The following is a 24839-nucleotide window of genomic DNA, read 5'->3' on the forward strand; positions in this document are numbered from 1 at the left end:
CTCTCCTTCATGGAGCATAAAAACCCAAGTCACTACCCTTGCCAGCATGAACTAAGGCTAACTTTTTGTAACGTTCAGCGTGTTCGATTAGTTCTGCGGCTTCGGTTTCGCTCAGTTGACGTAAAACTTTACCAGGAACACCAACAACTAAAGATAAAGGCGGTACATCTTTGGTCACGACTGCGCCTGCACCGATAATACTACCACTGCCCACTCTGACACCATCTAAAACTACTGCCCCAATGCCAATCAAACTGCCGCGCTCAATATAAGCAGAATGTATCACAGCACGATGTCCTACAGTCACATGATCTTCTAAAATGGTGGGCAACCCAGGATCACCATGTAGAATGGCTCCATCTTGGATATTAGTGCATTCACCAATCTCAATCCGTTCGACATCTGCCCTAATAACTGCTCCATACCAAATACTAGCTCCTGTATGGATTTTCACAGCACCGATGACAACAGCATTGTCTGCGACGAAGGCTGCTGGAGAAAAATCAGGAGATGGCCAGTAAGAAGCAGTAGACACGATAGAATAGGAATATGGTACCCAGGAACACTGGAGAAACTCCAACCGTTAACGGGCTGGTTGCATAACCAGAATATCATGTTGTTAGGCCTCTACACTGAGGAAAACACAGTCTACAATTGTTCTAAACTGCTAATACGTTTCCGTGCAGTTACAAAACAATTCGCCCAAAGTGGAGGAGCCGAAGTGTAAAATCGAACCTAATGGTGCTAGTGAAGAAGAAATTATGTTTGTACGCACTTCATGATTAATCCAGGTTTGCAGTACCCAATATTTGGTCACGAAATTCAGTGTCCCCATTGTCGGCAAACTATTCCGGCTTTGACACTCACAGATACCTATCTTTGTCCTCGTCATGGCGCGTTTGAAGCCAACCCTACGACTGAGGAGTTAATTCATCTACAGTCAGGTCGTCATTGGCGCAGATGGAATGGGGAATGGTATAGACAACACACTCATCCTGATGGGATACGGTTTGAAATTCACGAAGCTTTAGACAAACTGTATACCCAAGGCTACCGAGCAACAAGGGTAATTATCGCCAGACGTTATCAGGAGTTGATGAGTGGCTACTTAGAACGCAGCACTCCTTGGCGTTCTGGACAGCCAGAGACGACATCGGCGCGGCTATATGGCTTACCAGTAGAATTTAGTCCCGATTCCGCAGAAGAACCGTGCTGGGAAGTGATTAATTTCGATTTGGAAAAAGAGCCGGGGGTTCCTGTCCGCTACCCTTATTTTAGGTTGTTTGAATAAGACTGAAGTATGAAGTATGAAGTATGAAATTACTTTAACTATTAAATCTGGAAATTTTTCTAGGTATAAAAAGTGAACAAGTACAAAGGATTTCTTAACTTTATCCTTCATACTTTACACTTCATACTTTTTTAAACTATGCACCACGCCTCTATCCGCACTGCGAATATTCATCGAGCGATCGCATTTTATGAGTTGTTGGGGTTTACAGTATGTGAACGCTTCACTACAGGCTATACCCTGGCTTGTTGGATGGAAGGATTAAGCAGTCGAATTGAACTGATTCAAATTCCCGAACCAAAACCAGCACCGGATGCTTTTGATGATGAGCATTATGTAGGGTATTATCATTTGTCATTTGATTTAACGGATGTTACCCCAGATTTACCTAGCTGGCTGATAGATTTAAAAACACGCTTCGCATTAGCAGCACAAAATCAGCCAGAACAATTATCACCCCTCAAAGTCCTGTTAGAACCAACACAACAGCAAATAGGCGATCGCATCTGGGAAGTGACCTTTATTGCAGACAGTGATAATTTACCTTTAGAATTTATTCGGCTTTTAGCTCAACTTGGTTAAGTTAGCTGCTATTTTTATATACTTTTATTACTAGACTAATTTTTCTTTGGTAGTGTCGCTGATTTCACTGATCCCGAAGAAAGACTAGACTATTGTGAACCGCGCTTATAAATATGTAATTTAATTTAAATACATCTACCAAAAAAATGGCTGTGTTTTTTAGAGGGTATAGATATCGTTGGTCATTATTACTGTTAAGTCTCTGGATAATTACAGTATTTTGTCTAGTTGATCAACCAGCTAACAGCAAGTATACAGCTATATTAAAATCCGAAAATATTAAAACAAAATTGATTGCAAGTCATATAAATAACTCAACTATCACAGCAAACGTGCGTAAAACAGTATTAGAAAATGGTCTGACTATTCTCACTAAAGAAGTACATACTGCACCAGTTGTGAGTGTGCAAATGTGGTACAAAGTTGGTTCACGCCACGAAACACCAGGCGTAAATGGTATTGCACATCAACTAGAACACATGATGTTCAAAGGTACAAAAGACCGTCCAGTTCAATTTGGTAAGTTATTTAGTGCTTTAGGTAGTGACTCAAACGCTTTTACTAGTTACGACCAAACAGCTTATTACAGCACAATAGAACGAGATAAACTTAAAGCATTGCTAATTCTAGAAGCAGATAGAATGCAAAATGCTCTCATTGAGCCTGAGCAACTAGCAAGTGAAAAACGGGTAGTAATATCAGAATTACAAGGCTACGAAAATAGTCCGGAATATCGCCTCAACCGTGCTGTTATGCAAGCACTATTTCCCAACCATGCTTACGGATTACCTGTTGGTGGTAACAAAGCAGATGTAGAAAAGTTCCAAGTTGAGCAAGTTCGGGAATATTATCAGAAATTTTATACTCCTGATAATGCTGTATTAGTGATTGTCGGAGATTTCCAAACTACAAAAACTCTAGAAACAGTCAAAGAAATATTTGGTAAATTACCAAAAACTCAGCACTCCTCACTCAGCACTCAGCACTCAGCACTCAGCACTCCTCACTCAGCACTCAGCACTCAGCACTCAGCACTCAGCACTCAGCACTCCTCACTCAGCACTCCCATCTTACTGAGAGAACAGGGAGCTACAGCAATGCTGCAAGTAGTTTATCCATTACCTGATTTAAATCACCCAGATATCCCTGCTTTAGAAGTGATGGATTACATTTTGACAGAGGGAAGGAATTCGCGGCTATATCAGGCTTTAGTGGAATCTGGTTTAGCTAGTGAAGTCACAGCATCTGTCTCCACCTTGCAAGATGCTGGCTGGTATGAGTTGCTAGTTACAGCAGATGATCATCAAGATTTGCAAAAGATTCAAACAGTATTAAATCGAGCGATCGCTAATTTAGCGCAAAAAGGAGTCAAGCCAGAGGAAATCACTAGGGCTAAAATGCAGCTAGAAGCTGGAGTGATTTTGAGTAATCGTGATATCACCAGCCAAGCAATGCAATTAGGTAACGATGAAATAACTGCTGGTGACTATCGTTATACTGAACGTTATTTAGCCGCTGTTAGTCAGGTGACAGGCGCAGATATTATTAATGTAGTCAACAAATACCTCAAACCAGAAACCCGTGTAGTTGGATTGTTCCAGCCAACTGCTCCAGATCCAAACGAAACTGGTAAAAAATTACACTTAAACCAAACTACAGAAAATTTAGCTGCTGCTACCTCTGCAACTGCATCCGAGTTAGATAAGTACCTACCGGCAATCGAGGAAACCACAGAGGTTGTTAAGCAAGCCTCCCACAGTGCAAATCATAAAACTTCTAACCCAGCGCTACCAGAGCAATTCACTTTAGCTAACGGTCTAAGAGTCTTACTATTACCAGATAAAAGTACTCCTACTGTGACTTTAAACGGCCATATCAAAGCCGGAACAGAATTTGATTTAGAAAATCAAGCTGGACTAGCATCTCTGGTGGCTGATAACTTAATGAGTGGGACAAAAAGCAAAAATGCCTTAACGTTGGCTAAAGCCTTAGAAGATAGAGGCGCATCGCTTGATTTCACGGCTTATCGTGAGGGTGTCAGAATTGAAGGTGATGCTTTAGCCGCAGACTTACCCATCTTGATTCAAACTTTAGCAGATGCTGTGAAAAACAGTACATTTCCCAAAAAAGAATGGGAATTGAATCGCCAGCAAGCTTTAACTGACTTAAAACAAGAACTGGATGATCCCGGAGAAGTAGCCAAAAGAATTTTTGTCCAATCAATTTACCCGAAACAACATCCCTTACATACTTTTCCCACTCAAAAGAGTCTGCAAAGAATTAAGCGTGAGGATGTGATTGCTTTTAAAGCCAAACATTATCGTCCAGATACAACAGTGCTAGTAATTGTAGGAGATTTTGCACCTATGGAAGTGCGATCGCTCATCCAAGAAGCATTAGGCGACTGGCAAGTTAGTGGTCAAGCACCAACAATACAATATCCACCAGTGAATATACTTAATAGGGGATTAAGCATAAACCCTGTGATTGTTGGTAAAGCTCAGTCTATTACTTTTATGGGTAACACAGGTATTAACCGTCAAGACCCAAGATATTACGCGGCTTTAGTATTGAATCAAATCTTGGGAGGCGATACCTTATCTAGTTACCTAGGTGCAGAAGTGCGCGATCGCCAAGGTTTAACCTATGGTATTTATAGCTACTTGCAAGCGCAAAAAAATGTCGGGACATTTTGGATAGAAATGCAAACTAGTCCTGAAGATAGTCACAAAGCGATCGCTAGTACCCGCAAACTCTTACAAGAAATTCATCAACAAGGCGTAACAGCAAATGATATTGAAACAGCCAAGAACACCTTAATTAGCACCTACAAAGTTTCCCTCGCTGACCCAGAAGAATTAGCACATACAATGCTGATGAATCAGGTACGAGGTATGGACATCACAGAACTACATTTCTTCGCTGATAAAATCAAACAAGTTACCCTTGCCCAAGTCAATCAAGCCGCCCGTGAGTTACTCCACCCAGATAAAATTGTGGTGGTGACAGCAGGGCCGACTGTTGTCGCAGATAAAAATCATCGTGAGTAATTTGAAAGGGTAAAAGTTAGAGGTTAGATAAGATTAATTGATGATTTTTATACAGGAGTCCAAAAACTAATGAAAAAATTTTTAGTAACAATATTCAGACTTCAGACTTTAGACTTCATACTTAAATTCTCTTTGATACTCAGCCTAAGTTTTATCAATTTCATTCCTTCAGCTATTGCAGAAAATGTATCTAGTGATTTGCTAAAGCAACCAGCTACAGAAATTACAGTCAGCTTAAGTAATTCTGCTAACGAACTCAAATTTGTACCAAATCACTTAGAGTTCATCGCAGGTAAACGTTACTTACTACAACTCAAAAATCCTAGTCAATTAAAGCACTACTTTACAGCTAAAGATTTCGCCGATGGCATTTGGACACAAAAGGTAGAAGCTGGCAAAGTCGAAATTAAAGGAGCTATTCACGAACTAGAATTAAAGCCAGGTGCTGAAGCTGAATGGGTTTTTGTCCCTTTAAAAACTGGAACATATAGTTTACGCTGTACCATACCAGGGCATACTGAAGCAGGGATGACAGGAGAAATTATTGTCGGTAATTTGTAATTACCTTGAAAAAATCAGTTATGAGTCACTTGTGAGATGAGGACATAAACTAATCATCAAACATAGACAACAACTGACTTTCAATTTTATTACCTGTTATAAATTAAATATAGATATAGTTTCTCAATTATCCTAGAAAAAGCACGGACTTCGTAGCGACAAAGTATCAATAATTATTATCAGCACATGAACATTTTTAGCAACTTGCTTTCTCAACCAGTTAAAATCGCACCCGCCAAAAAACAACGCCGAGGAATAGAAATTAAATCTCCGCGTGAAATTGATATTATGCGGCAATCAGCGAAAATAGTTGCAACGGTATTAAAAGAAATTTCTATACTGGTAAAACCAGGAATGACAACAGCCGACTTGGATGCTTATGCAGAAAAACGCATCCGGGAAATGGATGCAACACCCAGTTTTAAAGGATATCACGGGTTTACTGGTTCTATTTGTTCCAGTATCAACAATGAAGTGGTACATGGTATCCCCAGCCCCAAAAAAGTCATCCGTGCGGGAGATGTATTAAAAGTAGACACAGGCGCTTATTATCAAGGTTTCCACGGCGACTCTTGTATCACAATTGCTGTTGGTGAAGTCACCCTAGAAGCAGCTAACTTAATTCGCATAGCTGAAGAAGCTTTATATAAAGGTATAGAACAAGTTAAAGCTGGTGCATATCTCCTTGACTTGGCTGGAGCGATTGAAGACTATGTAAAAGCCAATGGTTATAGTGTAGTGGAAGAATTCACTGGACATGGTGTTGGTCGAAACTTGCACGAAGAACCATCAGTATTTAACTTTCGCACACGAGATATGCCAAATGTGAAATTGCGTGCGGGAATGACTTTAGCAATTGAACCAATTTTAAACGCAGGTTCTAAACACACGCGTACATTAGCTGACCGTTGGACAGCTGTAACAGTAGATAATTCCCTATCGGCTCAGTTTGAGCATACAGTTTTGGTGACAGAAACTGGTTATGAAATTTTGACCGATCGCACTAAAGTTTAGTTTCTTTATAACCATTGCTATTCATCCTAACGCCTATTTAAAAAGAAAGATGTTGGGATGAATTTTATGTTGTCTAAATCAACTATCTGGAGAATTCATCCTAGAGAGACTTAGCAGAGAAGGCAGAAATTATTTCAATCAAAAAGTAGGCATTAGCATTTGCAAACATGACAACTATCCAGTGCCAAAATTTAGCGAATCAACACCAACAACCACAAACTACTCTGCCAAACTTAGGCTTAGTTTGTATCACGGTTTCTCAACAAGTCCGCTTTAAAACAATCACACGCACACGTTACTTAAAATTCTCCCTGGCGGAACGGGAAAGGACATTACGACAACTTTATCAACATAACTTGCAGCGGTTGCATGATGCTCTTTCTTTTTGTGAGCAAAATCAAATTCGCCTCTATCGTATGACTTCTAATTTATTCCCTATGAATGATTTAGAAGACCAGATTGGCGAAAATATTTTAGAAGAAATGAGCGATGATTTGAGCAAAATCGGTCAACGAGCCTTAGCCTTGGGTATCAGAATGGTACTGCATCCGGATCAATTTGTGGTGCTGAGTTCCGATTCACCAGAAGTTGTCCAAACCAGTATTAATATATTAGCTAGACACGCGCGTGACTTAGATTTACTTGGTTTACCTCGTTCACCTTGGTCATTAATGAACATTCATGGCGGTAAATCGCAACGCGCCGAAAAGTTGGTAAAAGTTATTTCACAATTATCAGAAGCGATTAAAAGTCGCTTAACTTTAGAAAACGACGAATACGCCTATAGTGCTAGTGAAATTTTAGCAGTCTGCCAACAAGCCGAAATTCCGCTGGTATTTGACGCCCATCACCATATTTGTCACGAAAATCTAGATAGCTATGATGATCCGAGTGTAGCTACTATGTTTGAAGCGGCGCGATCGACTTGGAAAAATCCAGATTGGCAATTAGTTCATATTTCCAACGGTGAAACAGCCTTTAAAGATAGAAAACACAGTGATTTAATTACTGACATGCCCAGTATCTATCATCAAGCACCGTGGATAGAAGTGGAAGCCAAACGCAAAGAAGAAGCGATCGCCTATTTGCGTAGTTGCTGGCTTATGGGACAATAATATGTTTGTTGAGAAAATTTTGCGCCTTTCGATGAAATAATAAAGAGACTATGGCGATCGCAATCGATTTTGGAACTAGTAACACAGTCATAGCCCGTTGGAACCCCGTCACCCAACAGGCGGAAACGCTGAGTTTACCTGGGTTATCAATTCAACAAAGTCTCAATCCTCCACTGATTCCCAGCTTGGTGTATGTGGAAGAAGCTTCACAAGGTAAAGTTTTAGTAGGGCAACAAGTACGCGATCGCGGTTTAGATATCAAAGGCGAATCTCGATTTTTTCGCAGCTTCAAACGCGGTATTGGTGCAGAGATTCAAGGCTTTTTACCAGAATTAGACGGACAAACAGTCACCTTTGAACAAGTTGGACAATGGTTTCTCAATCAAGTGATTGAACAACTAGCACCTTTGGAAGGCGGCTTAGACTCCCTGATATTAACTGTACCCGTCGATAGTTTTGAAGCTTATCGCCACTGGTTAGGAACGGTTTGTCAAAGCCTCCCTGTCGAACAGGTGCGGATGTTAGATGAACCCACCGCCGCCGCCTTGGGTTATGGCTTGGCTGATCAAGAAAATCTCTTGGTGATTGATTTTGGTGGCGGTACTTTAGATTTATCTTTAGTCAGCTTGGATAAAGGCACACAAGGTAATACTAAACCTATCGGATTTTTGCTGAAGTGGGGGAATAAATCTTTAGCAGAAGACTCAAAGCAAAAAGTCAAAACAGCCCGTGTATTGGCAAAAGCTGGGCAAAATTTAGGCGGTACAGATATTGATAATTGGGTAGTTGATTACTTTGCCAAAACTCAAGAATTGGCGGTGAGTCCGTTGACAACAAGATTAGCCGAAAAAGTCAAAATTCAGCTATCAACCCAAAACCAAGCCAGTGAAGTTTATTTTGATGATGAAACATTTACTAGTTACGAATTAAATTTAGACCGTGATAACTTAGAAAATATCCTCAAAGAACACGGATTTTTTGAGCGCCTCGACGAGTCGATGACAAATCTGTTGCAGCAAGCACGCCGCCAGGGAATTGAACTCGCAGATATTAATGCAGTGTTGTTAGTTGGTGGAACTGTGCAACTACCAGCAGTGCAGACATGGGTAAAACAGTATTTTGCACCGGAAAAAATCCGTTGCGAAAAGACTTTTGAAGCGATCGCCCAAGGTGCATTACAGTTATCTCAAGGCGTGGAAATCAAAGACTTTCTCTACCACAGTTACGGGATTCGTTACTGGGATCGACGCAACCAACGCCACAGTTGGCATCCGATTATTAAATCAGGGCAAGCTTACCCGATGAATCAAGCTGTAGAGTTATTCTTAGGTGCATCTGTAGAGAATCAACCCAGCATTGAGTTAATTATTGGGGAATTAGGCGCAGATACAGGTAACACCGAAGTTTATTTTGATGGCGATCGCTTAATTACCCGCCGCCTCGATAGCGGTGAAACCACTGTTAAACCCCTGAATGATAGCGCAGGCGCGAGAACCATTGCTCAACTTACACCACCAGGATATCCGGGGAGCGATCGCGTGAAGATCCTCTTTCAAGTTGATGACCAACGCTTTCTACGCATCACCGTTGAGGATTTGTTGACAAATGACACCTTGTTGGAAAATCAACTCGTCGCCCAGTTGAGTTAAATATAGAACCCATTTGACATCTTTTAGGGTATTGAAGTAAAGTGGCGGCAAAAGCCATATCCAGAAGCCATGCCGTACTCTAGCAGCCTAACAGATGAAGAATGGGAAATTCTAGAACCCCTACTGCCGACTATATTGCCTGCGAAGAAACAGACTAGACCCTCGAACTGGACAAAAAGAGAACTCTTAGATGGCATCTTCTATCCCAATCATAATCAATAATTTCTTGAACCATGAACCAAGTAAAGTGATGTCCCATTCCAAGACCTTTATTTTCAAAATAGTCCTGATAAATAGGATTCATATCTTCTGGTAAACCACGCGGTTCTGAAACTGGAACTATTTTCTCAGTATGCCAGTGATAATAACTCAGAGAGTGATGATGATAACCAACAAGAGCAGCGTATAACTCGTATGGTGTGCCGGGATTCATGTAACATACTGGTCTGAAGGGGTGACAAAGCGGCTGAAGCCAAGAAAATAGAGGAGCGTGACCGTTTTGGGGTAAAAAAGATAGGTCAGGTATTCTCAACAAGACCTATCAAATGATAATGTTACCTAAATTCTACCAAAACTGCTTTCAAAATGTACTGACACCCGCACAGTACAAGATGCTAGAAATCTTACTAATGCTATTGCAATTTCATAAAACTGTGACAATTGAGAAACTAGCAACAGTATTTCCACAACCGATAAAATTTGAAAGTCGGAGGCGGAGTATACAAAGATTTTTACTACTACCTCAGTTGTCGATTCCATATCTGTGGTTTCCCCTGCTCAAACGATGGGTGAAAAATAGTCTGAAAAGAGGAGAGAAACGGCTAATATTTGCGATTGATAGAACACAATGGCGTTCACAAAATGTATTTGTAATTAGTTTAATAGAACAAAAAAGAGCAATACCTGTGTACTGGCTATTGTTACCTAAAAAAGGATGTAGCAATTTGGGAGAGCAGAAAAAATTAATTCGTCCACTATTGCAGTTATTTAAGGGATATCAAATGCTGGTACTGGGAGATAGAGAATTCCACAGTATAAAACTAGCAAATTGGTTACATAGCAAGGGCATTGACTTTGTATTGCGTCAGAAACAAGGTACTTATATTCGGCAAGAAAACCAATCACACCAACGCTTACAATCTTTGGGATTAACTCCTGGCATCTCGTTTTTTTGACAGGGATTCAAGCAACTAAACAGAAAGGGTTTGCCAATTTTAATCTCGCCGGATATTACAAGCGCAAATATCGTGGAGTTGTTGAGCCTGCTGGCTGGTTTTTATTAACTAACCTTGATAGTCTCAAAGATGCCATTAAAGCATTTAAGTTGCGGAGTGGTATCGAAGCCATGTTTAAAGATTGTAAAACTGGGGGGTATAATCTCGAATCTACTTATGCTGATGGTCAACGTTTGATAGCACTGATTTTATTAATTGCTATTGCCTATACTTGTGCTATTTTAGTTGGTCGTAATTCTCGCTCCTCTGGACTACAAAAATATGTTGGTCGTCTGAAGGAGTTACAACGATTGCACCGCCGACATAGTGCTTTTTGGATTGGTTTGTATGGTCAGTTATGGGTAGGGGCAATGGAATTTTGGGCTGATTTAGCTCATGAATTGATGCGCCTCAAGCCCAGTAAACTGCCATATTTTCAACAAGGTCTACGGGCTATGACTCTTATCCAGTCTGCTTTATAACTTTTTTGTCACCCCTTCAGAGCGATTGCATCAGGAAATTCACTTTTCTTTTTTCCTGATTCTGAAAATGGTGGTTTAGCTTGAAAATATTTTTGTATTAAATCACTAACGATTAGATAGTTTTGAGCCTCTATAACTTCTAGAGATGTGGTATCTATAAATTTACTAAATCTCTCTAATGTAATTTCTTGTGCATCACGTCTATCAAAAACTAATTTTTTAATATTTTCAATCTCACGATTCTCAAGTTGCCAATAATCCTTAGCCTGTTTTAAAGATTTCTCAAGTTCTCTTTGTGCGTTTTTTGTTTTTTCAGTTATGTGTGATAATACTTCTTCTTTCACTATCTCAGAAATAATCACCTTAGTAGAACTATCTCGAAATTGCTCTAATTGTTTAATTAATCCAGATTCCAGCCTCAAACCTTGAGCATCAAAAACTGAAGTGTCTAGAGTAATTGCTCCAATTTTTCCCTTTCTGATGAGACTTTTCAGTTCTTCTAGTTCCATCTCTTTTGCTCACAACGATTCAGAAGGCTATAAGGTATTAATTATATAAATGTAATAATTTACAGCTTGCTTCGGGCAATCACTGTTCGCTTTTCAACAGCTATTGTGTTAGCGATCGCCATTTTATCTCATTTCCCGTTCAATAATTTCCTTGATAAATTTAGGAATTTCTTTTTTCAGAATGATAGCCTGTTGTTTTAATTTTTCATAAATCTCAATATCCTCTCCTTGCCACATTAAATCTATTCTCCTAATCTCTTGCATTGCGATGTGCGTGTAATTTTCTGGATACGCCCAATAACATGACAAACAAATAGATTTATCCTTAATGCTAGTCCAATTTTCACAATGCTCACATGACCAAGACTTAGCTCGATTAGCAGAACCACAAAGTAACATAAAACTTTCTGGTGCTAGTTCTGGTTCTCCATCAACTTCAAACGGAACACGATGATCAATCTGTAACTCACGCTCTTCAACTTTTTCTAAATATATAAAGCATTGACAACCACATCTCCTGATTAATTCATCTTTGATCTGTTTTGATAAGCCTGTCCTGCCAGATAAACGAGAAAACCTTACCTTACTAACATCTCCAAATCTGTAGGCAGCTATTTTTCTTCCATCACTTCCTGTTACACGGAAAGTTTCTAGAGGAATTCCATGTTCTCGAACATCTCTAGCTGCTCTTGGAGGATGATTGTAGCCGTATCTTTCCTTCAGTTCTTCCGTTGTAATAAAACCATATTGCAAAATATGATCAATAACAGCTTTTGGCCTTTTGGCAGTTACTGATTGACAAATTTGTATAAAATCATCTGGCAACTGCTGAGAATTTTCCATGCTTTTTCAAATGAGTAAGTTGTTTCGGTGCTTTGTTAATATAGCTCTCTATCCCCGTAGATTTTTCAACTAGTAAATTTGGTGACAAATATAAAGACTCTACTGTTATTTCCTCCCTCCCTAGTAGCGTTGCTTGTGACGATCTACCTACTTCGATTTCGAGCTTCTTGAGCCTTAATTCTTTAGGTAATGGAATACCAAAAGTTTTATTGCCTCGCTTGCCATCATAGCTAATGGCGAACGCTACTCCACGTTGATTTAATTGTTCAATAGCTAGAACAAAATCATCAAAATTAATTCCTGAAAAATATCTTGAATCCTTATCTCCGCACACACCCTGGTAGGGAGGATCTATATAGACAAAATCACTACTTTTCGCTTCGGCTAACACTTCCCTATAATCCAAGTATGTAAACTTACATTTACCCTTTAATAAAGCAGAAACTCCTTCTATATTTTTCCTCATCTTATTAGGCTGAGTTCCCTTTCGTCTTTTATCCGGACTTTGATTAAATAAACCGTCAGAGTTATAACGAACAGACCCTTTTACGCATCGAGCTAACAAATATAAAAAAAGCGTTGGATCATTAGTATGATTAAACTTTTCTCTAACTTCCAAGTAATGGCTGATAGAGTCAATATTTTGAGTATTCCAGATATCTGCATACGCATTTATGATTTCCTCTGGTTTTTCTACAATTAGCTCTAACAGTTCAATAAGCGGTTTATTTAAATCATTAAGCCAGAAGTTTTGAGAAATATCATTATAGGCAACAGCTATACTAACTGCGGCTGTTCCTGCAAAAGGTTCTATAAATCTCTCAACTTTGCTAGGCAAAAAATTGAGAATGTCTGATGTAAGTTTTCTCTTACTACCTTGATACTGAATTGGATGCGGTAAGCTAACCATCTCAACAAGAGAAACAATAATTTCGATTTCAATTTAGTAGTCTACCATGAGAAATAAAGTAATTTCTAAATGGATATTATTTGTTTTGAACCACGACTGAGGATTAAGACAACTAAATAATAAATTTATAAAAATTAGCAATATTGCTACTACAATGATGAAATGTGTCGAATGCTATTTCTCAAATTGTCATAGATTAAGGGATTGGTGGTGTAATCGCTAAATTAGGCTATGAAACTGAACAACTGAGAAAATTTGGGTCAAGAATCTGATCTATTGTATACGGGCATTCAGTTGGAAATATTTCTAGTGGTTTTTGCGTTTCCTTAGCAGCATCTCTACGCGCACGTCGATAGTATTTCTCCCTCCACTCTATATCTTGAATAAAACGTTGCAAACTTGGTGTATCTTCTAAACAATCTTGAATTTTATCTCGACAGTTAGAAAGTGTATTATTCCAACTTTGCGTTCTTTTCTCAGGTTGGTACTGACATTTTAGTAAGTGCATCATTAGCACTTGTAAGTAACTACTAAGTTCCCTTTGTTCACTGCGCCCCAATGCTTCTAATTCCTCTACCAAATGTTCAACGTCTAATTCTGCCCAACGTCCCTTTTTTAAATATTCAGCTTGTTGTTGCGTCCATTCTAAGAAGTCTTGATCATAGAGTTCTGCTTTACCCATTAGCTATTACTCTCTTGTTTAGTCAAAGTGAGTTTATTAAATATTCAATTACACTCAATCTAGCACCTACAGCTACTTTGAGTAGTTTTGTAATACTGCCTGACTGGGGTAGTTGAGTGCGATCGCCTATTTCCTATTTTGTTTCTTAATTAGTTGCTCAAATGCTGCTAAACTTTTTCGATGTTGCTCATTTGCAACCCACGTAAAATCATCATGACCTGCACCATCTACCCACAATGACATTTTAGGATCAGGTGCGGCTGTGTATAGTGTATATCCATGCTGAATCGGAATAGTTTGGTCAGCTTGACCGTGCATAACTAAGATTGGACAGTTAACCTGCGGAAGTTTTTTCAGGTTAGAAAACTTATCAAAGGGAAGTAAGGGAAAAGGTACAACAACGCGAAAAGCAGATGTAAATGTACTCTCCAATATCAAGCCAGCAACGGAATGACGAGTTGCTAAATCAACTGCTGATCCTCCGCCAACAGAACGTCCATATACAATAATTTTCTTCGGTGGTACTTTTAGCTGCTGTGTGAGATAGATGTATGCGGCTTCAGCATCTTGATAAGCATTTGATTCGCCAGGTTTACCATTGCTAGTTCCATAACCGCGATAATCATAGGCAAAAACGCTAAATCCCCATTGATGTAGACGTTCTAAAAACGGCTGAACATCACCAATATCTTCGGCGTTACCGTGGATGTAGAGCATTGTATACTCTCCTCTGGGATTAGGTAGATGCACAGCCGAAATCTTTTGTTTGTCAGTAACGGGTACTTTCAAAATACTGGCATTGTCTTGATAAGTAGCAGGCTGAGGCAGAAAAATCATGCTATCTGCTCTAAAAAAGACATAAAACGCGAAAAAACCGTAAATAAACAATAACGAGCGAACTAGCCGTTTCCAACTGAGTTCACCAATCAATAGCTTTCTAAGTTGCGATCGCCACATGAATGTATGGGAAGTTTATGAGGTAATAATCAATTTTTCCCAAAACTCATACTCAAACTTCTAGAACGATTGAACTCTGTGCTGTTGCTGTCTTAATCATCAATCTTTCACCGGAGGCGATATTACAAGACTATTAGCCTTGATAATGTTGGGTGGAAAGAGGTGGGATGTAGCGTTTACGCCGACTTTGAATACTTTTACAAATTAGTACGCAGCCAAAAATTAAGGTTGACAGTAAAACCACACTAGCGCCAGAAGCAATATCTAAATAGTAACTTAGGTAAATTCCCACAAAGGCGATCGCAGCGCCTAAAATGCCGGAAATGATCATAATATAACCAAAGCGATCGCTCAACAGTCGAGCAATAGACGCAGGGATCACAACCGCAGAGATAATTAATGTCACGCCTAAAACGTTAAGTGTCGCTACTAGCAAAGTTGCCAGCATTAGGGCAAATAACGTATCCATCGCCACCACAGGTACGCCATGCACCTGTGCAACTTCTCTATCAAAACACCAAAATAGTAAAGGGCGGTAAAACAAAAATACTAAGCTCAAAATAATAATTGTTACCCCAGTGACGAAGTACAAATCCGTAGGGGAAACACCCAATACATTACCAAATAAAGCCGCCTCAAAGTTTTGGCTAAATTTGCGATAGGTACTAATTACGGCTACACCCAAAGCAAAACTAGCAGTTGTCACAATTCCAATTGCGGCATCTGAGTAGACTTTACGCCCAGTTAAATATTGAATGAGTAAGGCTGCGGCGAAACCCCAAATTCCAGAGCCAATGTAAAAATTGAGTCCTAAAACATAACTCAGTACCGCTCCGCCCAAAATGGCATGGGAAAGGCCATGAGCAATGTAACTCATCCGGCGCGTAATGATATATACCCCCATTACACCGCACAATAACCCCGCCATCATCCCAACAATAACGGCGCGACTGAAAAATTCATACTGAAAAGGTTTGAGCAGAAACTCCATGTGCTTAATTTCAAATTGAGGATTAAGGCTTGTGTCCGTTGTGGTTTGATTGCACTTTTCGCAAAATATCCGGCAAATTATCTTGCATTTGATGGCGTAAAGAAGTACCTGCGTTAGCAATCAGAATGCGATCGCTTTGATGAAAAACCACCATTTCTGCACCAAAAGTCTCTTTTAAAATGGCAGGTGTAAACACATCACTAGGTTCTCCTTGGGCAATAATGCTGTGGTTAAAACACACTACCCAAGGTAAATGAGTCGCCACAGAGTTGAGGTCATGGGTAGAAAGCAGAATCGTCAAACCTTGTTGATTAAGTTCTGCTAACAGGTGTAATAGTTCGTGCTGCACGCGCAAATCTGAACTACTGGTTGGTTCATCTAAAAGTACAATTTCTGGTTCGCCCACTAGCGCCCTAGCGATAAACACTCGTTGCTGTTGTCCGCCAGATAATTCACCTATGGGTCGATGAGCGACATGGGCTATTCCTACCCGTTCTAAAAGTGCCTTGGCCATGATGCGATCGCGTCGTGATGACCAAGGTAAAAATTGCTGTTTGCGGTAACGCCCCATCATCACTACTTCTAGTGCTGTGACTGGAAAATTCCAATCTACCGTTTCTACCTGCGGTACATAGCCGACTTTTGCTGGTGCAGTTCCTGGTTTTAAGCGTTTTCCTCGGAACCAAATTTCCCCAGTCCAAGGTTGAACTAACCCTAATATTGCTTTGATCAGGGTTGTTTTCCCACTACCGGAAGACCCCACTAAACCAGACAGTTGTCCAGGATATAAGGACAAATTGACGTTCGTCAATACTGGTTGAGATTGGAAACCACAGGTAAGGTTTCTAATTTCTAATATTGTTTCCATGCACTAGTTTGGTAATTGTTATTGAGTCGTTGTAGTGGCTGTTGCGGTTGGGCCAACGACATTGGTAGTGTTTAGCTTGTCCACTAACTGGGGATTTCCCCCCAGATTTTCGGCAATGATCCGCAAATTATTCGCCATCATGCCAATGTAAGTATGTTGAGGATTAGTATTTTCGATGGCATTAGCTGATCCTGTTCCAGGTAATTCATCATCAGCCGTGTTTGCTATTTTAACTTTCGCTTCTCTGGCAATTTGTTCTTCGACTTTGCTAGGGTAGACTTCCGAACCAAAAATCGCCGGTACACCAGTTTTGCGAATCTGGTCGATGAGTTTGGCTACATCTTGCGCGGAAGGTTCTTTAAAATCTGAGGGTTGGATTGCGCCAATAATCTCAAAGCCATATTCTCTCGCCCAGTAAGCCCAAGAATCGTGATATGTCAAAAGTTTGCGATTTTTGGACGGAATACTCGCTACGACTTCACGGCTAACTTTGTCTAATGCGTCCAGGCGCTGCAAGTAGTTATTTAAGTTTTTTTCGTAGTATGCTTTCCCTTCGGGATCTAACTGTGTTAACTGTGTAGCGGCTAATTTAGCGTAAGCTTCTGCGTATTTGGGGTTTACCCATAAATGGGGATTGGGGTCTCCTTTTTCTTTGGGAAAGCTAAAGTCAAAAATCCACTGAGCTTCCTTAATAGTATTGTTACCTAGTTCATAGATATTTGTCTCTTTAGGTTTGGAAGTTTTCGCCAGTTTTTCGGTTGGGACTTCTAACCGGAGTCCATTAACGATAATTAAGTTAGCCTTAGAGAGTAAGTCGGCATCACTAGGACGCGGCTCAAAGGTGTGAGAATCCGTACCTTCGGGAATAATGCCTGTGATTTCAGTGCGATCGCCTGCAATATTACTCACAATATTGGTTATGGGTGCAACTGTTGTCACAACCATTAGTTTGCTTTTGGTTTGGTTCTGTACAGGTTGTGCAGTTGCCTTATTTTCCGTGGGGCTGGGGGCTACTGCTGCATTTTGAGGCGCATTACAAGCTGTGAGACATAAACCAAGTATTAATAACAATGCAGATTTTTTCATTATTTCGATAGTAGTAATTTCTTGGGTGTTAATTTATCCACTAGTACAACAAGGCAAAAGTAAAAAGAAAGAATAGTTATACCACAAGCCTGTTAGGAATTCCAGATGATTTGTTTATTTACGCCGACCTGTACTAGTAAATATTTTTACTCCTAGCTAATACAATCCCCTCTTAGAGGATTTTTCTCCAACTTTTAGATTTTTTTAACATATCTATGGACGGAGTATTAATTCTATCTTAAAAACCCTTGCTAATTCATGCTTAAGATAGATGTTTCTAGATACAATGGCATCTTTTTTGGGATAAATTTAAGGCAACAATTATTTTTCGTCTGTAACATTAAACTAATTTAACTAATCAATAAAAAATCTAATGTTGAAACATCCGGCTATTTAATATACCCCAACATATTTGATTTTAAAATTAATTAATATTTATATTCAAAATAACTTTTAATAAAATTATTATTTTTTAATAATCAGCAAATATTATTCTTGATTTTCAATATTGTTTGGTATTTATTCAATTTGACTTTAAAATAAATATTAATTTTTCAATTTCATATACTTGCAAAAGCCATACATCAAAAGTCTGTACGGAGGCTGTCGTAATTTTTGTGACAATTGTATTGTCGGTAACTTTAGTATATCCGACAATATAAATGCAAAAGTATTAAAACTTCGTAAATATAGCTAAAATTTATTCTGAGTTATTGAGATTTTTCTATAAACATCTACACTAAATGTAGAACATAATTATTGCCGAAAAATCTGTTTAGATTACTTAAATTATTTGTGTAATGAGGAAACAGGCAACATCAAAAAAATCAAGTAAAAATATACTGAAATTATTGAAAAAATTAAGCATAGTTCCTATCAGCGCGAAATATTTTCATAAATATTTATTTTATTACATTATTCTCAATATATTTAATCTACAATAAGGTCGAGTTAGGCGAAATAAATTAAGCAGTTACAAAAATAACAATAAACTCATCAAGCAAAACCTTGACTGAATCTTATCAAGACTAACACAATTTTTCTTAGCCAAATTAACTAAATTATATGGAAGCGGATAATTGGACACAAACACGGCAAAGGTCACTACCAGTAAATTCCCGCGCATTGCTATTAGTTAATCGTCATGCCCGTGAAGGAGAAAAGCGGTTAATAGAAGCAACTTATTATCTGGATCAACTTGGCTTTAAATTAACGGAAGAATCTACAGAAAATCCTAAACATCTTTCAGAAATTATTCGCCGTTACCAACATGAAGTCGATTTAGTAATTGTGGGTGGTGGTGATGGAACTTTGAATGCAGCAGTAGATGGCTTAGTAGAAACTCAATTACCTTTAGGAATTTTACCTTTAGGAACTGCAAATGATTTAGCCAGAACTTTAGCAATTCCTAATTCCTTAGCTGAAGCTTGTCAAATTATTGCCTACGGAGAATTGCGTCGGATTGATTTAGGCTGGGTAAACGGGAAGCACTTTTTTAATGTTGCCAGTATGGGGCTGAGTGTAAAAATTACGCAACGACTGACGAAAGAAATGAAACGTCGTTGGGGAATATTTGCTTATGTGGTGACTGCGTTAAAAGTTATTTGGGAATCTCGCCCTTTTAGCGCCGAAATTAAAATGAAGGATCAATCATTTCTTGTCAAAACTGTGCAAATTGCGGTAGGTAACGGTCGTTATTATGGTGGTGGTATGGCAGTGGTTCACGATGCCACTATTGATGATCAAAGGTTGGATCTCTACAGTTTGGAAATAGAACACTGGTGGCAAATTATACCTTTGCTGCCAGCAATGCGTCAAGGCAAGCATATTCGTTGGCGTAGTGTCCGGGCGCTTCAAGGACAGAAATTTGAAATTTATACTCGTAAACCACGCCCAATTAATACTGATGGGGAAATCACGACTTATACTCCGGCAACTTTTCAAGTTATACCCAAGGCCATAACTGTTTTAGTACCGCCACTTTAGGACTTTGGAAATAGAATTTCTGAATTCTTTGCTGTCCTCATTTTTATTTGGGTGTATTAGTCTCCATATTCACCTTGATATACTGGATAAAGCTAGGTCTTGTGGCAATTTACTCTAACTCACGCCCAATGGATCTGAGATTTTCTCAAGAAATTAAATCCTTGCTGCAACGCTTATCTGATCATCACTTAACTTTAGGTGATATTTTGACAGAAACGGCAGAAAGAGGTTTCAGTCTGGTAATAGCCTTATTAGTTTTGCCTTTTTTGTTTCCCATGCCGCCTGGATTGGCTGGGCCTTTTGGTGCTGCCTGTTTACTAGTTTCTGTGCAGATGATTTTTGGCAGGCGATCGCCTTGGCTACCTAAACAAATCGCCAGGTATAAATTTCCGCGCCCGTTTGCCCAAATTCTCTTAAAAAATCTGCAACATCTCACCAAGATAGTCGAAAAAATTACTCGCCCTCGCTTAAAAAAAATAGCAAGAAATCCAGTAATTTGGCGGCTCAATGGACTATGTATTTCTTGGTTAACAATATTATTAATGTTACCAATTCCTTTCACCAATCCGATTCCCACTGTGGGAATTTTATTATTAGCAGTTGCCACAATTGAAGCAGACGGTTTGCTGATTTGTATTGGTTATATTATCACTGTTGTCATTACTTCATTCTTTGCTTTTATAGGCTATTCCTTATGGTTAGCGCCTGGGTTACTACCAGCAATTTTGAAATAATGAGTTGCTATATTATAGAAAAAAGCCCTCAGTCATTCGCTGAAGGCTGTCACTTAATAAGGGTGCATCTACTACTATTTGTGTTTACATGTAAAGACTGACCATATCCGGAAGAATTATCAGTATGGATGAGGTTTTATATAAATGATAAAAACTATTGCCAATATTTATAGTTAAATATAACTGTAGGAATATAGTGGAAAAATTTCGGAGCCAGAGACTGATTAAATTGGGTTCAGCTACTTAATTTAGCATTATATTTACTGAAAAAGCATTTTTATAGGCGATTAAATTTACATAAGAGGCTGTGGGAAAATAATTCATCACTCAACAATAGCGATCGCAGTAGTTAAAATATCTTCAGTTGGAATTGGTAGTAAAAAATATACTTTAAGTGTAAAACAGAAAGACTGATAAGCAATTACCAGTAAGGCTTTCAGGCATAAAATAAAGTAAATTTTTATAGCCAAGTCTTATCTAAAAATATTTCATAATTAAGGGAAGAACATCCCAACAGAGAATACAAAAATGCTAGAGTCATATCGTCAACACGTTGCAGAAAGAGCAGCATTAGGAATTCCCCCCTTACCGTTGGATGCGAAGCAAACCTCAGAGTTATGTGAATTACTGAAGAATCCGCCCAAGGGTGAAACAGAAACATTATTACATTTATTGCGCGATCGCGTCCCCCCTGGAGTTGATCCAGCGGCTTATGTGAAAGCTGGGTTTCTCACCGCCATTGCCAAAAAGGAAGTGAAAAGTCCCATCATTTCCCCCATTGAAGCTGTGGAATTGTTGGGAACAATGATCGGCGGCTACAACGTACAATCTCTAATTGAGTTGCTGCAATTTGCTACCACATCTGTCTCCGACTCTTCCGAAACACCTTTGGTAATGGGAGGAGAAGGTAAAGAACCAATTGCTGGTTATGCCGCCGCTGCCCTCAGCAAAACCTTGCTGGTGTACGATGCTTTTCATGATATTTTGAAGTTAGCTAAAACTAATCCCTACGCCAAGCAAGTAATTAACTCTTGGGCTGAGGCTGAATGGTTTACTGCACGTCCGAAATTGCCCGAATTTATCACTGTGACAGTTTTTAAAGTCCCCGGTGAAACCAACACCGACGACTTATCCCCCGCTACCCACGCCACCACCCGCCCAGACATTCCTTTACACGCTTTGGCGATGTTAGAAACGCGCCAACCGGGAAGTTTAGAAACCATTGTGGAGTTGAAAAAAATCGGACATCCAGTGGCTTATGTTGGTGATGTAGTAGGAACAGGTTCTTCTCGTAAGTCGGCTATTAACTCTGTGTTGTGGCATACAGGACAAGATATCCCCTTTGTCCCAAATAAACGTGCTGGCGGATACATTTTAGGTGGAGCGATCGCGCCTATCTTTTTTAATACAGCCGAAGATGCTGGTGCTTTGCCAATACAATGCGATGTTACCAAGCTAGAAACTGGTATGGTAATAACCATCTATCCCTACAAAGGCACAATTATCAACGAAACTGGCGAAGTTATTTCTACTTTCAACCTCAAACCCGACACCATCCTTGATGAAGTCCGTGCCGGTGGACGTATCCCCTTATTAATTGGGCGTACCCTTACCGACAAAACTCGCCAAGCATTAGGGTTAGAACCAAGCACCATCTTTATTCGTCCCGAACAACCAACAGATACAGGTAAAGGTTACACCCTCGCCCAAAAAATGGTGGGCAAAGCCTGTGGTTTACCTGGTGTTCGTCCCGGTACATCTTGCGAACCCATCATGACTACCGTTGGTTCTCAAGATACCACAGGGCCAATGACCCGTGACGAACTCAAAGAACTTGCTTGTCTCGGTTTTAGTGCAGATTTGGTAATGCAGAGTTTCTGTCATACCGCCGCCTATCCCAAACCTGTTGACATCAAAACCCACCACGACTTACCTGACTTTTTCTCTCAACGTGGCGGCGTTGCGTTGCGTCCTGGCGATGGTATTATCCACTCTTGGCTAAACCGGATGCTGTTACCCGACACCGTAGGTACAGGTGGCGACTCTCACACCCGCTTTCCTTTGGGCATTTCCTTCCCTGCTGGTTCTGGGTTAGTAGCCTTTGCGGGTGCGTTGGGTGTTATGCCTTTGGATATGCCAGAGTCAGTATTAGTAAGGTTCAAAGGTGAATTGCAACCCGGTATCACCTTACGGGATATCGTCAACGCCATTCCCTACGTCGCCATGCAAAAAGGCTTACTAACAGCAGAGAAGCAAAATAAAAAGAATATCTTCTCTGGCAAAATTTTAGAAATCGAAGGCTTACCAGACTTAAAAGTAGAACAAGCCTTTGAACTCACCGATGCTTCCGCCGAACGTTCTTGTGCAGGTTGCACAATTAAGCTGAGTATCGAGACAGTTTCTGAATATCTGCGTTCTAATATTGCACTGTTAAAGAACATGGTAGCCAGAGGCTATCACGATGAGCGCACCATCATGCGCCGCGTCGCCAAAATGTCAGAATGGTTAGCCAACCCTGTGTTACTAGAAGCTGATGCAGATGCGGAGTATGCAGAAATAATTGAAATTGATTTGAACGAAATCAAAGAACCAATTGTTGCGGCTCCTAACGACCCCGATAATGTTAAATTATTATCGGAAGTTGCTAATGATCCAGTACAAGAAGTCTTCCTTGGTTCTTGTATGACAAACATTGGTCATTATCGAGCAACAGCAAAAGTTTTAGAAGGTGCAGGAGAAGTCAAAACTCGCCTGTGGATAGCACCACCAACCCGCATGGATGAACACCAATTAAAAGAAGAAGGTGTATACAGCATTTTTGGTGCGGCTGGTGCAAGAACTGAAATACCCGGATGCAGTTTGTGTATGGGAAATCAGGCGCGAGTTGCTGATGACACAACTGTATTTTCTACCTCAACCCGCAACTTCAATAACCGTATGGGTAAAGGTGCGAGAGTGTATTTAGGTTCTGCCGAATTAGCCGCAGTTTGCGCCTTGCTAGGACGTATTCCCACAGTCCAAGAATATCTTGATATTGTGGCGAATAAGATTCATCCTTTTGCTGATAATTTATATCGATATTTGAACTTTGATCAAATTGCTGGTTTTGAGGATGAAGGGCGGGTGATTTCTAAGGAGGAGCAACAAGCTTTGTTCGTATAGTTTAATTAAGGTGAGCCATCAAGACTCACCTTAATATATTTCAAGAGAGTTAAGTATGTGCAGTACAAAATAGAATTTAAGCCCAAAGCCATTAAATATTTAGAGTAATTCCCTGAAAATATTAGAGAACGCATTATCAGTAAAATTGAAGCAGTGCAAGATGATTTACAGGGAGGCTTAAAACGAGTATAGGATTAATTGCTGTTTCAGCTAAAGCAATATCTAGTTGTTCTCAAGTTTAGGGACGATACTGATTCATTCTTACCCAATCTTGAGTTGAGCCAACATTCGGATTTTCACTATTGTCATTTGTACCATATATTTGTCCTTGACGATTGATCCAATAGTAGTTGTAGTTTGTTGGTAACTCGACTATGGGATAACCGTAAGGATTTGTCCAAGTTGTGACATTGCCTAGGTTCTCACGAAACTGGAAATTTTGCCGATCTATGGATTCATTGCGTTGGCGGGTTACTTCATCCCAAGTATTTTGAGACCATTCGCGGTATTCTCTGTGCCTATGTCCCTCATCTTGTGAGATTTGGAGATTCTGCGCCATAACTCCTTGCATTCCAAAAGCGGCTCCATTGGTGGCGGAAACCTGAGATGCTACTTGGGGCAACCATGAAGCATAATTAGTCCACTGTAACTGATGGGATGCAGCACAAGTCATCACCATCGTACAGATGTTGTAGCTATATGCGACACTGCATTTGGCTACTCCTTGGCAGGGAATACCATTTTGTATATATGTGTAATCAAATTCATAAGCAACTGAACATCCAGCAATTGGTTGAGCTTGGCGAGGCTGACTCATCCGCAGATCATAAGGCTGGATTGTCATAAGTTTCTCGTACACAAACTGCCCAGGATTGTAGTTTACAGACAGTCCAGAATTTCCTACCATAATTGTCAAAGCAGCATTATCTTGGGAAACTAGGACAACAGCAAACTGACCATCCTCAAGCACTCGCCAACCATTTGGGACTACGTAGTTAAAGTAATTTCCATATCGAATTTCCAGTGAACCAGGGGTAGGAAAAGAAGACTGATTGTAGTTATACATTTGGCTTTGTGGCAAACGTTGACACTAATACTGGATACATTTTGACTATGGAGTTTTACGTATTAAATGACAAAAGTGCTATGGCTG

General features: G+C 39.8%; 23 protein-coding genes and 1 pseudogene. 13 read left to right on the forward strand and 11 right to left on the reverse strand.

Annotated features, from left to right (window positions below; genetic code table 11):
• Positions 1 to 7: 7 nt before the first annotated feature.
• Positions 8 to 535 carry a gamma carbonic anhydrase family protein gene (locus NOS7107_RS05665; RefSeq protein ID WP_015112026.1) on the reverse strand — a complete coding sequence of 176 codons (528 nt, stop codon included), beginning with the start codon at positions 533 to 535 and terminating at the stop codon, positions 8 to 10.
• Positions 536 to 778: 243 nt separating this feature from the next.
• Here NOS7107_RS05665 and NOS7107_RS05670 point away from each other — a divergent pair, with 243 nt between their 5' ends.
• The 8 genes and pseudogenes from NOS7107_RS05670 to NOS7107_RS29270 form a co-directional block, all read left to right on the forward strand.
• Positions 779 to 1291, forward strand: a complete 513-nt coding sequence (locus tag NOS7107_RS05670; RefSeq protein ID WP_015112027.1) for a TIGR02652 family protein — start codon at positions 779 to 781, stop codon at positions 1289 to 1291.
• Positions 1292 to 1429: 138 nt separating this feature from the next.
• Positions 1430 to 1873 carry a VOC family protein gene (locus NOS7107_RS05675; RefSeq protein ID WP_015112028.1) on the forward strand — a complete coding sequence of 148 codons (444 nt, stop codon included), beginning with the start codon at positions 1430 to 1432 and terminating at the stop codon, positions 1871 to 1873.
• Between the two features lie 146 nt (positions 1874 to 2019).
• A complete protein-coding gene (locus tag NOS7107_RS05680) occupies positions 2020 to 4923 on the forward strand; it encodes a pitrilysin family protein (protein WP_015112029.1) in 2904 nt (967 codons plus the stop codon).
• Between the two features lie 69 nt (positions 4924 to 4992).
• Positions 4993 to 5484, forward strand: a complete 492-nt coding sequence (locus tag NOS7107_RS05685; protein ID WP_015112030.1) for a plastocyanin/azurin family copper-binding protein — start codon at positions 4993 to 4995, stop codon at positions 5482 to 5484.
• 186 nt (positions 5485 to 5670) lie between these two features.
• A complete protein-coding gene (gene map / locus NOS7107_RS05690) occupies positions 5671 to 6498 on the forward strand; it encodes a type I methionyl aminopeptidase (protein WP_015112031.1) in 828 nt (275 codons plus the stop codon).
• A 167-nt stretch (positions 6499 to 6665) separates the two neighbouring features.
• Positions 6666 to 7613 (forward strand): UV DNA damage repair endonuclease UvsE, encoded by a 948-nt coding sequence (gene uvsE, locus NOS7107_RS05695; protein WP_015112032.1) that lies wholly within the window; start codon positions 6666 to 6668, stop codon positions 7611 to 7613.
• Between the two features lie 50 nt (positions 7614 to 7663).
• Positions 7664 to 9262, forward strand: coding sequence for an Hsp70 family protein (locus NOS7107_RS05700; protein WP_015112033.1), 1599 nt, complete (start codon positions 7664 to 7666; stop codon positions 9260 to 9262).
• A 69-nt stretch (positions 9263 to 9331) separates the two neighbouring features.
• Positions 9332 to 9466 (forward strand): annotated as a pseudogene (locus NOS7107_RS29270) (transposase); the annotation flags it as partial.
• Here the strand turns inward: NOS7107_RS29270 and NOS7107_RS05705 are convergent.
• Positions 9417 to 9695: a hypothetical protein gene (locus NOS7107_RS05705; RefSeq protein WP_015112034.1), complete on the reverse strand. Its 279-nt coding sequence runs from the start codon at positions 9693 to 9695 to the stop codon at positions 9417 to 9419. The pseudogene NOS7107_RS29270 and the gene NOS7107_RS05705 sit on opposite strands and share 50 nt — an antisense overlap.
• Before the next feature lie 118 nt (positions 9696 to 9813).
• Here NOS7107_RS05705 and NOS7107_RS29800 point away from each other — a divergent pair, with 118 nt between their 5' ends.
• The gene (locus tag NOS7107_RS29800; RefSeq protein WP_083889771.1) at positions 9814 to 10437 is read left to right on the forward strand and encodes a hypothetical protein; all 624 of its coding nucleotides are present in this window, start codon (positions 9814 to 9816) and stop codon (positions 10435 to 10437) included.
• Complete coding sequence (locus NOS7107_RS29805) at positions 10434 to 10958, forward strand: hypothetical protein (protein ID WP_367580083.1); 525 nt, start codon at positions 10434 to 10436, stop codon at positions 10956 to 10958. The genes NOS7107_RS29800 and NOS7107_RS29805 overlap by 4 nt, the downstream gene beginning before the upstream one ends.
• 8 nt (positions 10959 to 10966) lie before the next feature.
• Here NOS7107_RS29805 and NOS7107_RS05715 read toward each other — a convergent pair whose 3' ends face one another.
• From NOS7107_RS05715 to NOS7107_RS05750, 8 genes are all read right to left on the reverse strand, one after another.
• Positions 10967 to 11467 carry a PIN domain-containing protein gene (locus tag NOS7107_RS05715; protein ID WP_015112035.1) on the reverse strand — a complete coding sequence of 167 codons (501 nt, stop codon included), beginning with the start codon at positions 11465 to 11467 and terminating at the stop codon, positions 10967 to 10969.
• A 123-nt stretch (positions 11468 to 11590) separates the two neighbouring features.
• Complete coding sequence (locus tag NOS7107_RS05720; RefSeq protein ID WP_015112036.1) at positions 11591 to 12310, reverse strand: hypothetical protein; 720 nt, start codon at positions 12308 to 12310, stop codon at positions 11591 to 11593.
• Complete coding sequence (locus NOS7107_RS05725) at positions 12282 to 13220, reverse strand: DNA adenine methylase (protein ID WP_015112037.1); 939 nt, start codon at positions 13218 to 13220, stop codon at positions 12282 to 12284. The genes NOS7107_RS05720 and NOS7107_RS05725 overlap by 29 nt, the downstream gene beginning before the upstream one ends.
• Before the next feature lie 229 nt (positions 13221 to 13449).
• Positions 13450 to 13902 carry a DUF29 domain-containing protein gene (locus NOS7107_RS05730; RefSeq protein WP_015112038.1) on the reverse strand — a complete coding sequence of 151 codons (453 nt, stop codon included), beginning with the start codon at positions 13900 to 13902 and terminating at the stop codon, positions 13450 to 13452.
• Between the two features lie 126 nt (positions 13903 to 14028).
• The gene (locus NOS7107_RS05735; protein WP_367580086.1) at positions 14029 to 14739 is read right to left on the reverse strand and encodes an alpha/beta hydrolase; all 711 of its coding nucleotides are present in this window, start codon (positions 14737 to 14739) and stop codon (positions 14029 to 14031) included.
• 253 nt (positions 14740 to 14992) lie between these two features.
• Positions 14993 to 15850, reverse strand: coding sequence for a metal ABC transporter permease (locus NOS7107_RS05740; protein ID WP_015112040.1), 858 nt, complete (start codon positions 15848 to 15850; stop codon positions 14993 to 14995).
• 22 nt (positions 15851 to 15872) lie between these two features.
• Positions 15873 to 16718, reverse strand: a complete 846-nt coding sequence (locus NOS7107_RS05745) for a metal ABC transporter ATP-binding protein (RefSeq protein WP_015112041.1) — start codon at positions 16716 to 16718, stop codon at positions 15873 to 15875.
• Positions 16719 to 16736: 18 nt separating this feature from the next.
• Positions 16737 to 17804, reverse strand: a complete 1068-nt coding sequence (locus NOS7107_RS05750) for a metal ABC transporter substrate-binding protein (protein WP_015112042.1) — start codon at positions 17802 to 17804, stop codon at positions 16737 to 16739.
• Positions 17805 to 18869: 1065 nt separating this feature from the next.
• Here NOS7107_RS05750 and NOS7107_RS05755 point away from each other — a divergent pair.
• The 3 genes from NOS7107_RS05755 (at position 18870) to acnB (ending at position 23686) form a co-directional block, all read left to right on the forward strand.
• Complete coding sequence (locus tag NOS7107_RS05755) at positions 18870 to 19790, forward strand: lipid kinase (protein ID WP_015112043.1); 921 nt, start codon at positions 18870 to 18872, stop codon at positions 19788 to 19790.
• A gap of 128 nt (positions 19791 to 19918) precedes the next feature.
• Entirely contained in the window at positions 19919 to 20524 is a 606-nt protein-coding gene (locus NOS7107_RS05760; RefSeq protein WP_015112044.1) for an exopolysaccharide biosynthesis protein, read from the forward strand.
• A 528-nt stretch (positions 20525 to 21052) separates the two neighbouring features.
• The gene (acnB, locus tag NOS7107_RS05765; protein ID WP_015112045.1) at positions 21053 to 23686 is read left to right on the forward strand and encodes a bifunctional aconitate hydratase 2/2-methylisocitrate dehydratase; all 2634 of its coding nucleotides are present in this window, start codon (positions 21053 to 21055) and stop codon (positions 23684 to 23686) included.
• 238 nt (positions 23687 to 23924) lie between these two features.
• Here the strand turns inward: acnB and NOS7107_RS05770 are convergent, their stop codons facing one another.
• Complete coding sequence (locus NOS7107_RS05770; RefSeq protein ID WP_015112046.1) at positions 23925 to 24752, reverse strand: hypothetical protein; 828 nt, start codon at positions 24750 to 24752, stop codon at positions 23925 to 23927.
• Positions 24753 to 24839: the final 87 nt, after the last annotated feature.

This window comes from Nostoc sp. PCC 7107 (genome assembly GCF_000316625.1).
In the GTDB taxonomy this organism is placed as follows: Bacteria; Cyanobacteriota; Cyanobacteriia; order Cyanobacteriales; family Nostocaceae; genus Nostoc_B.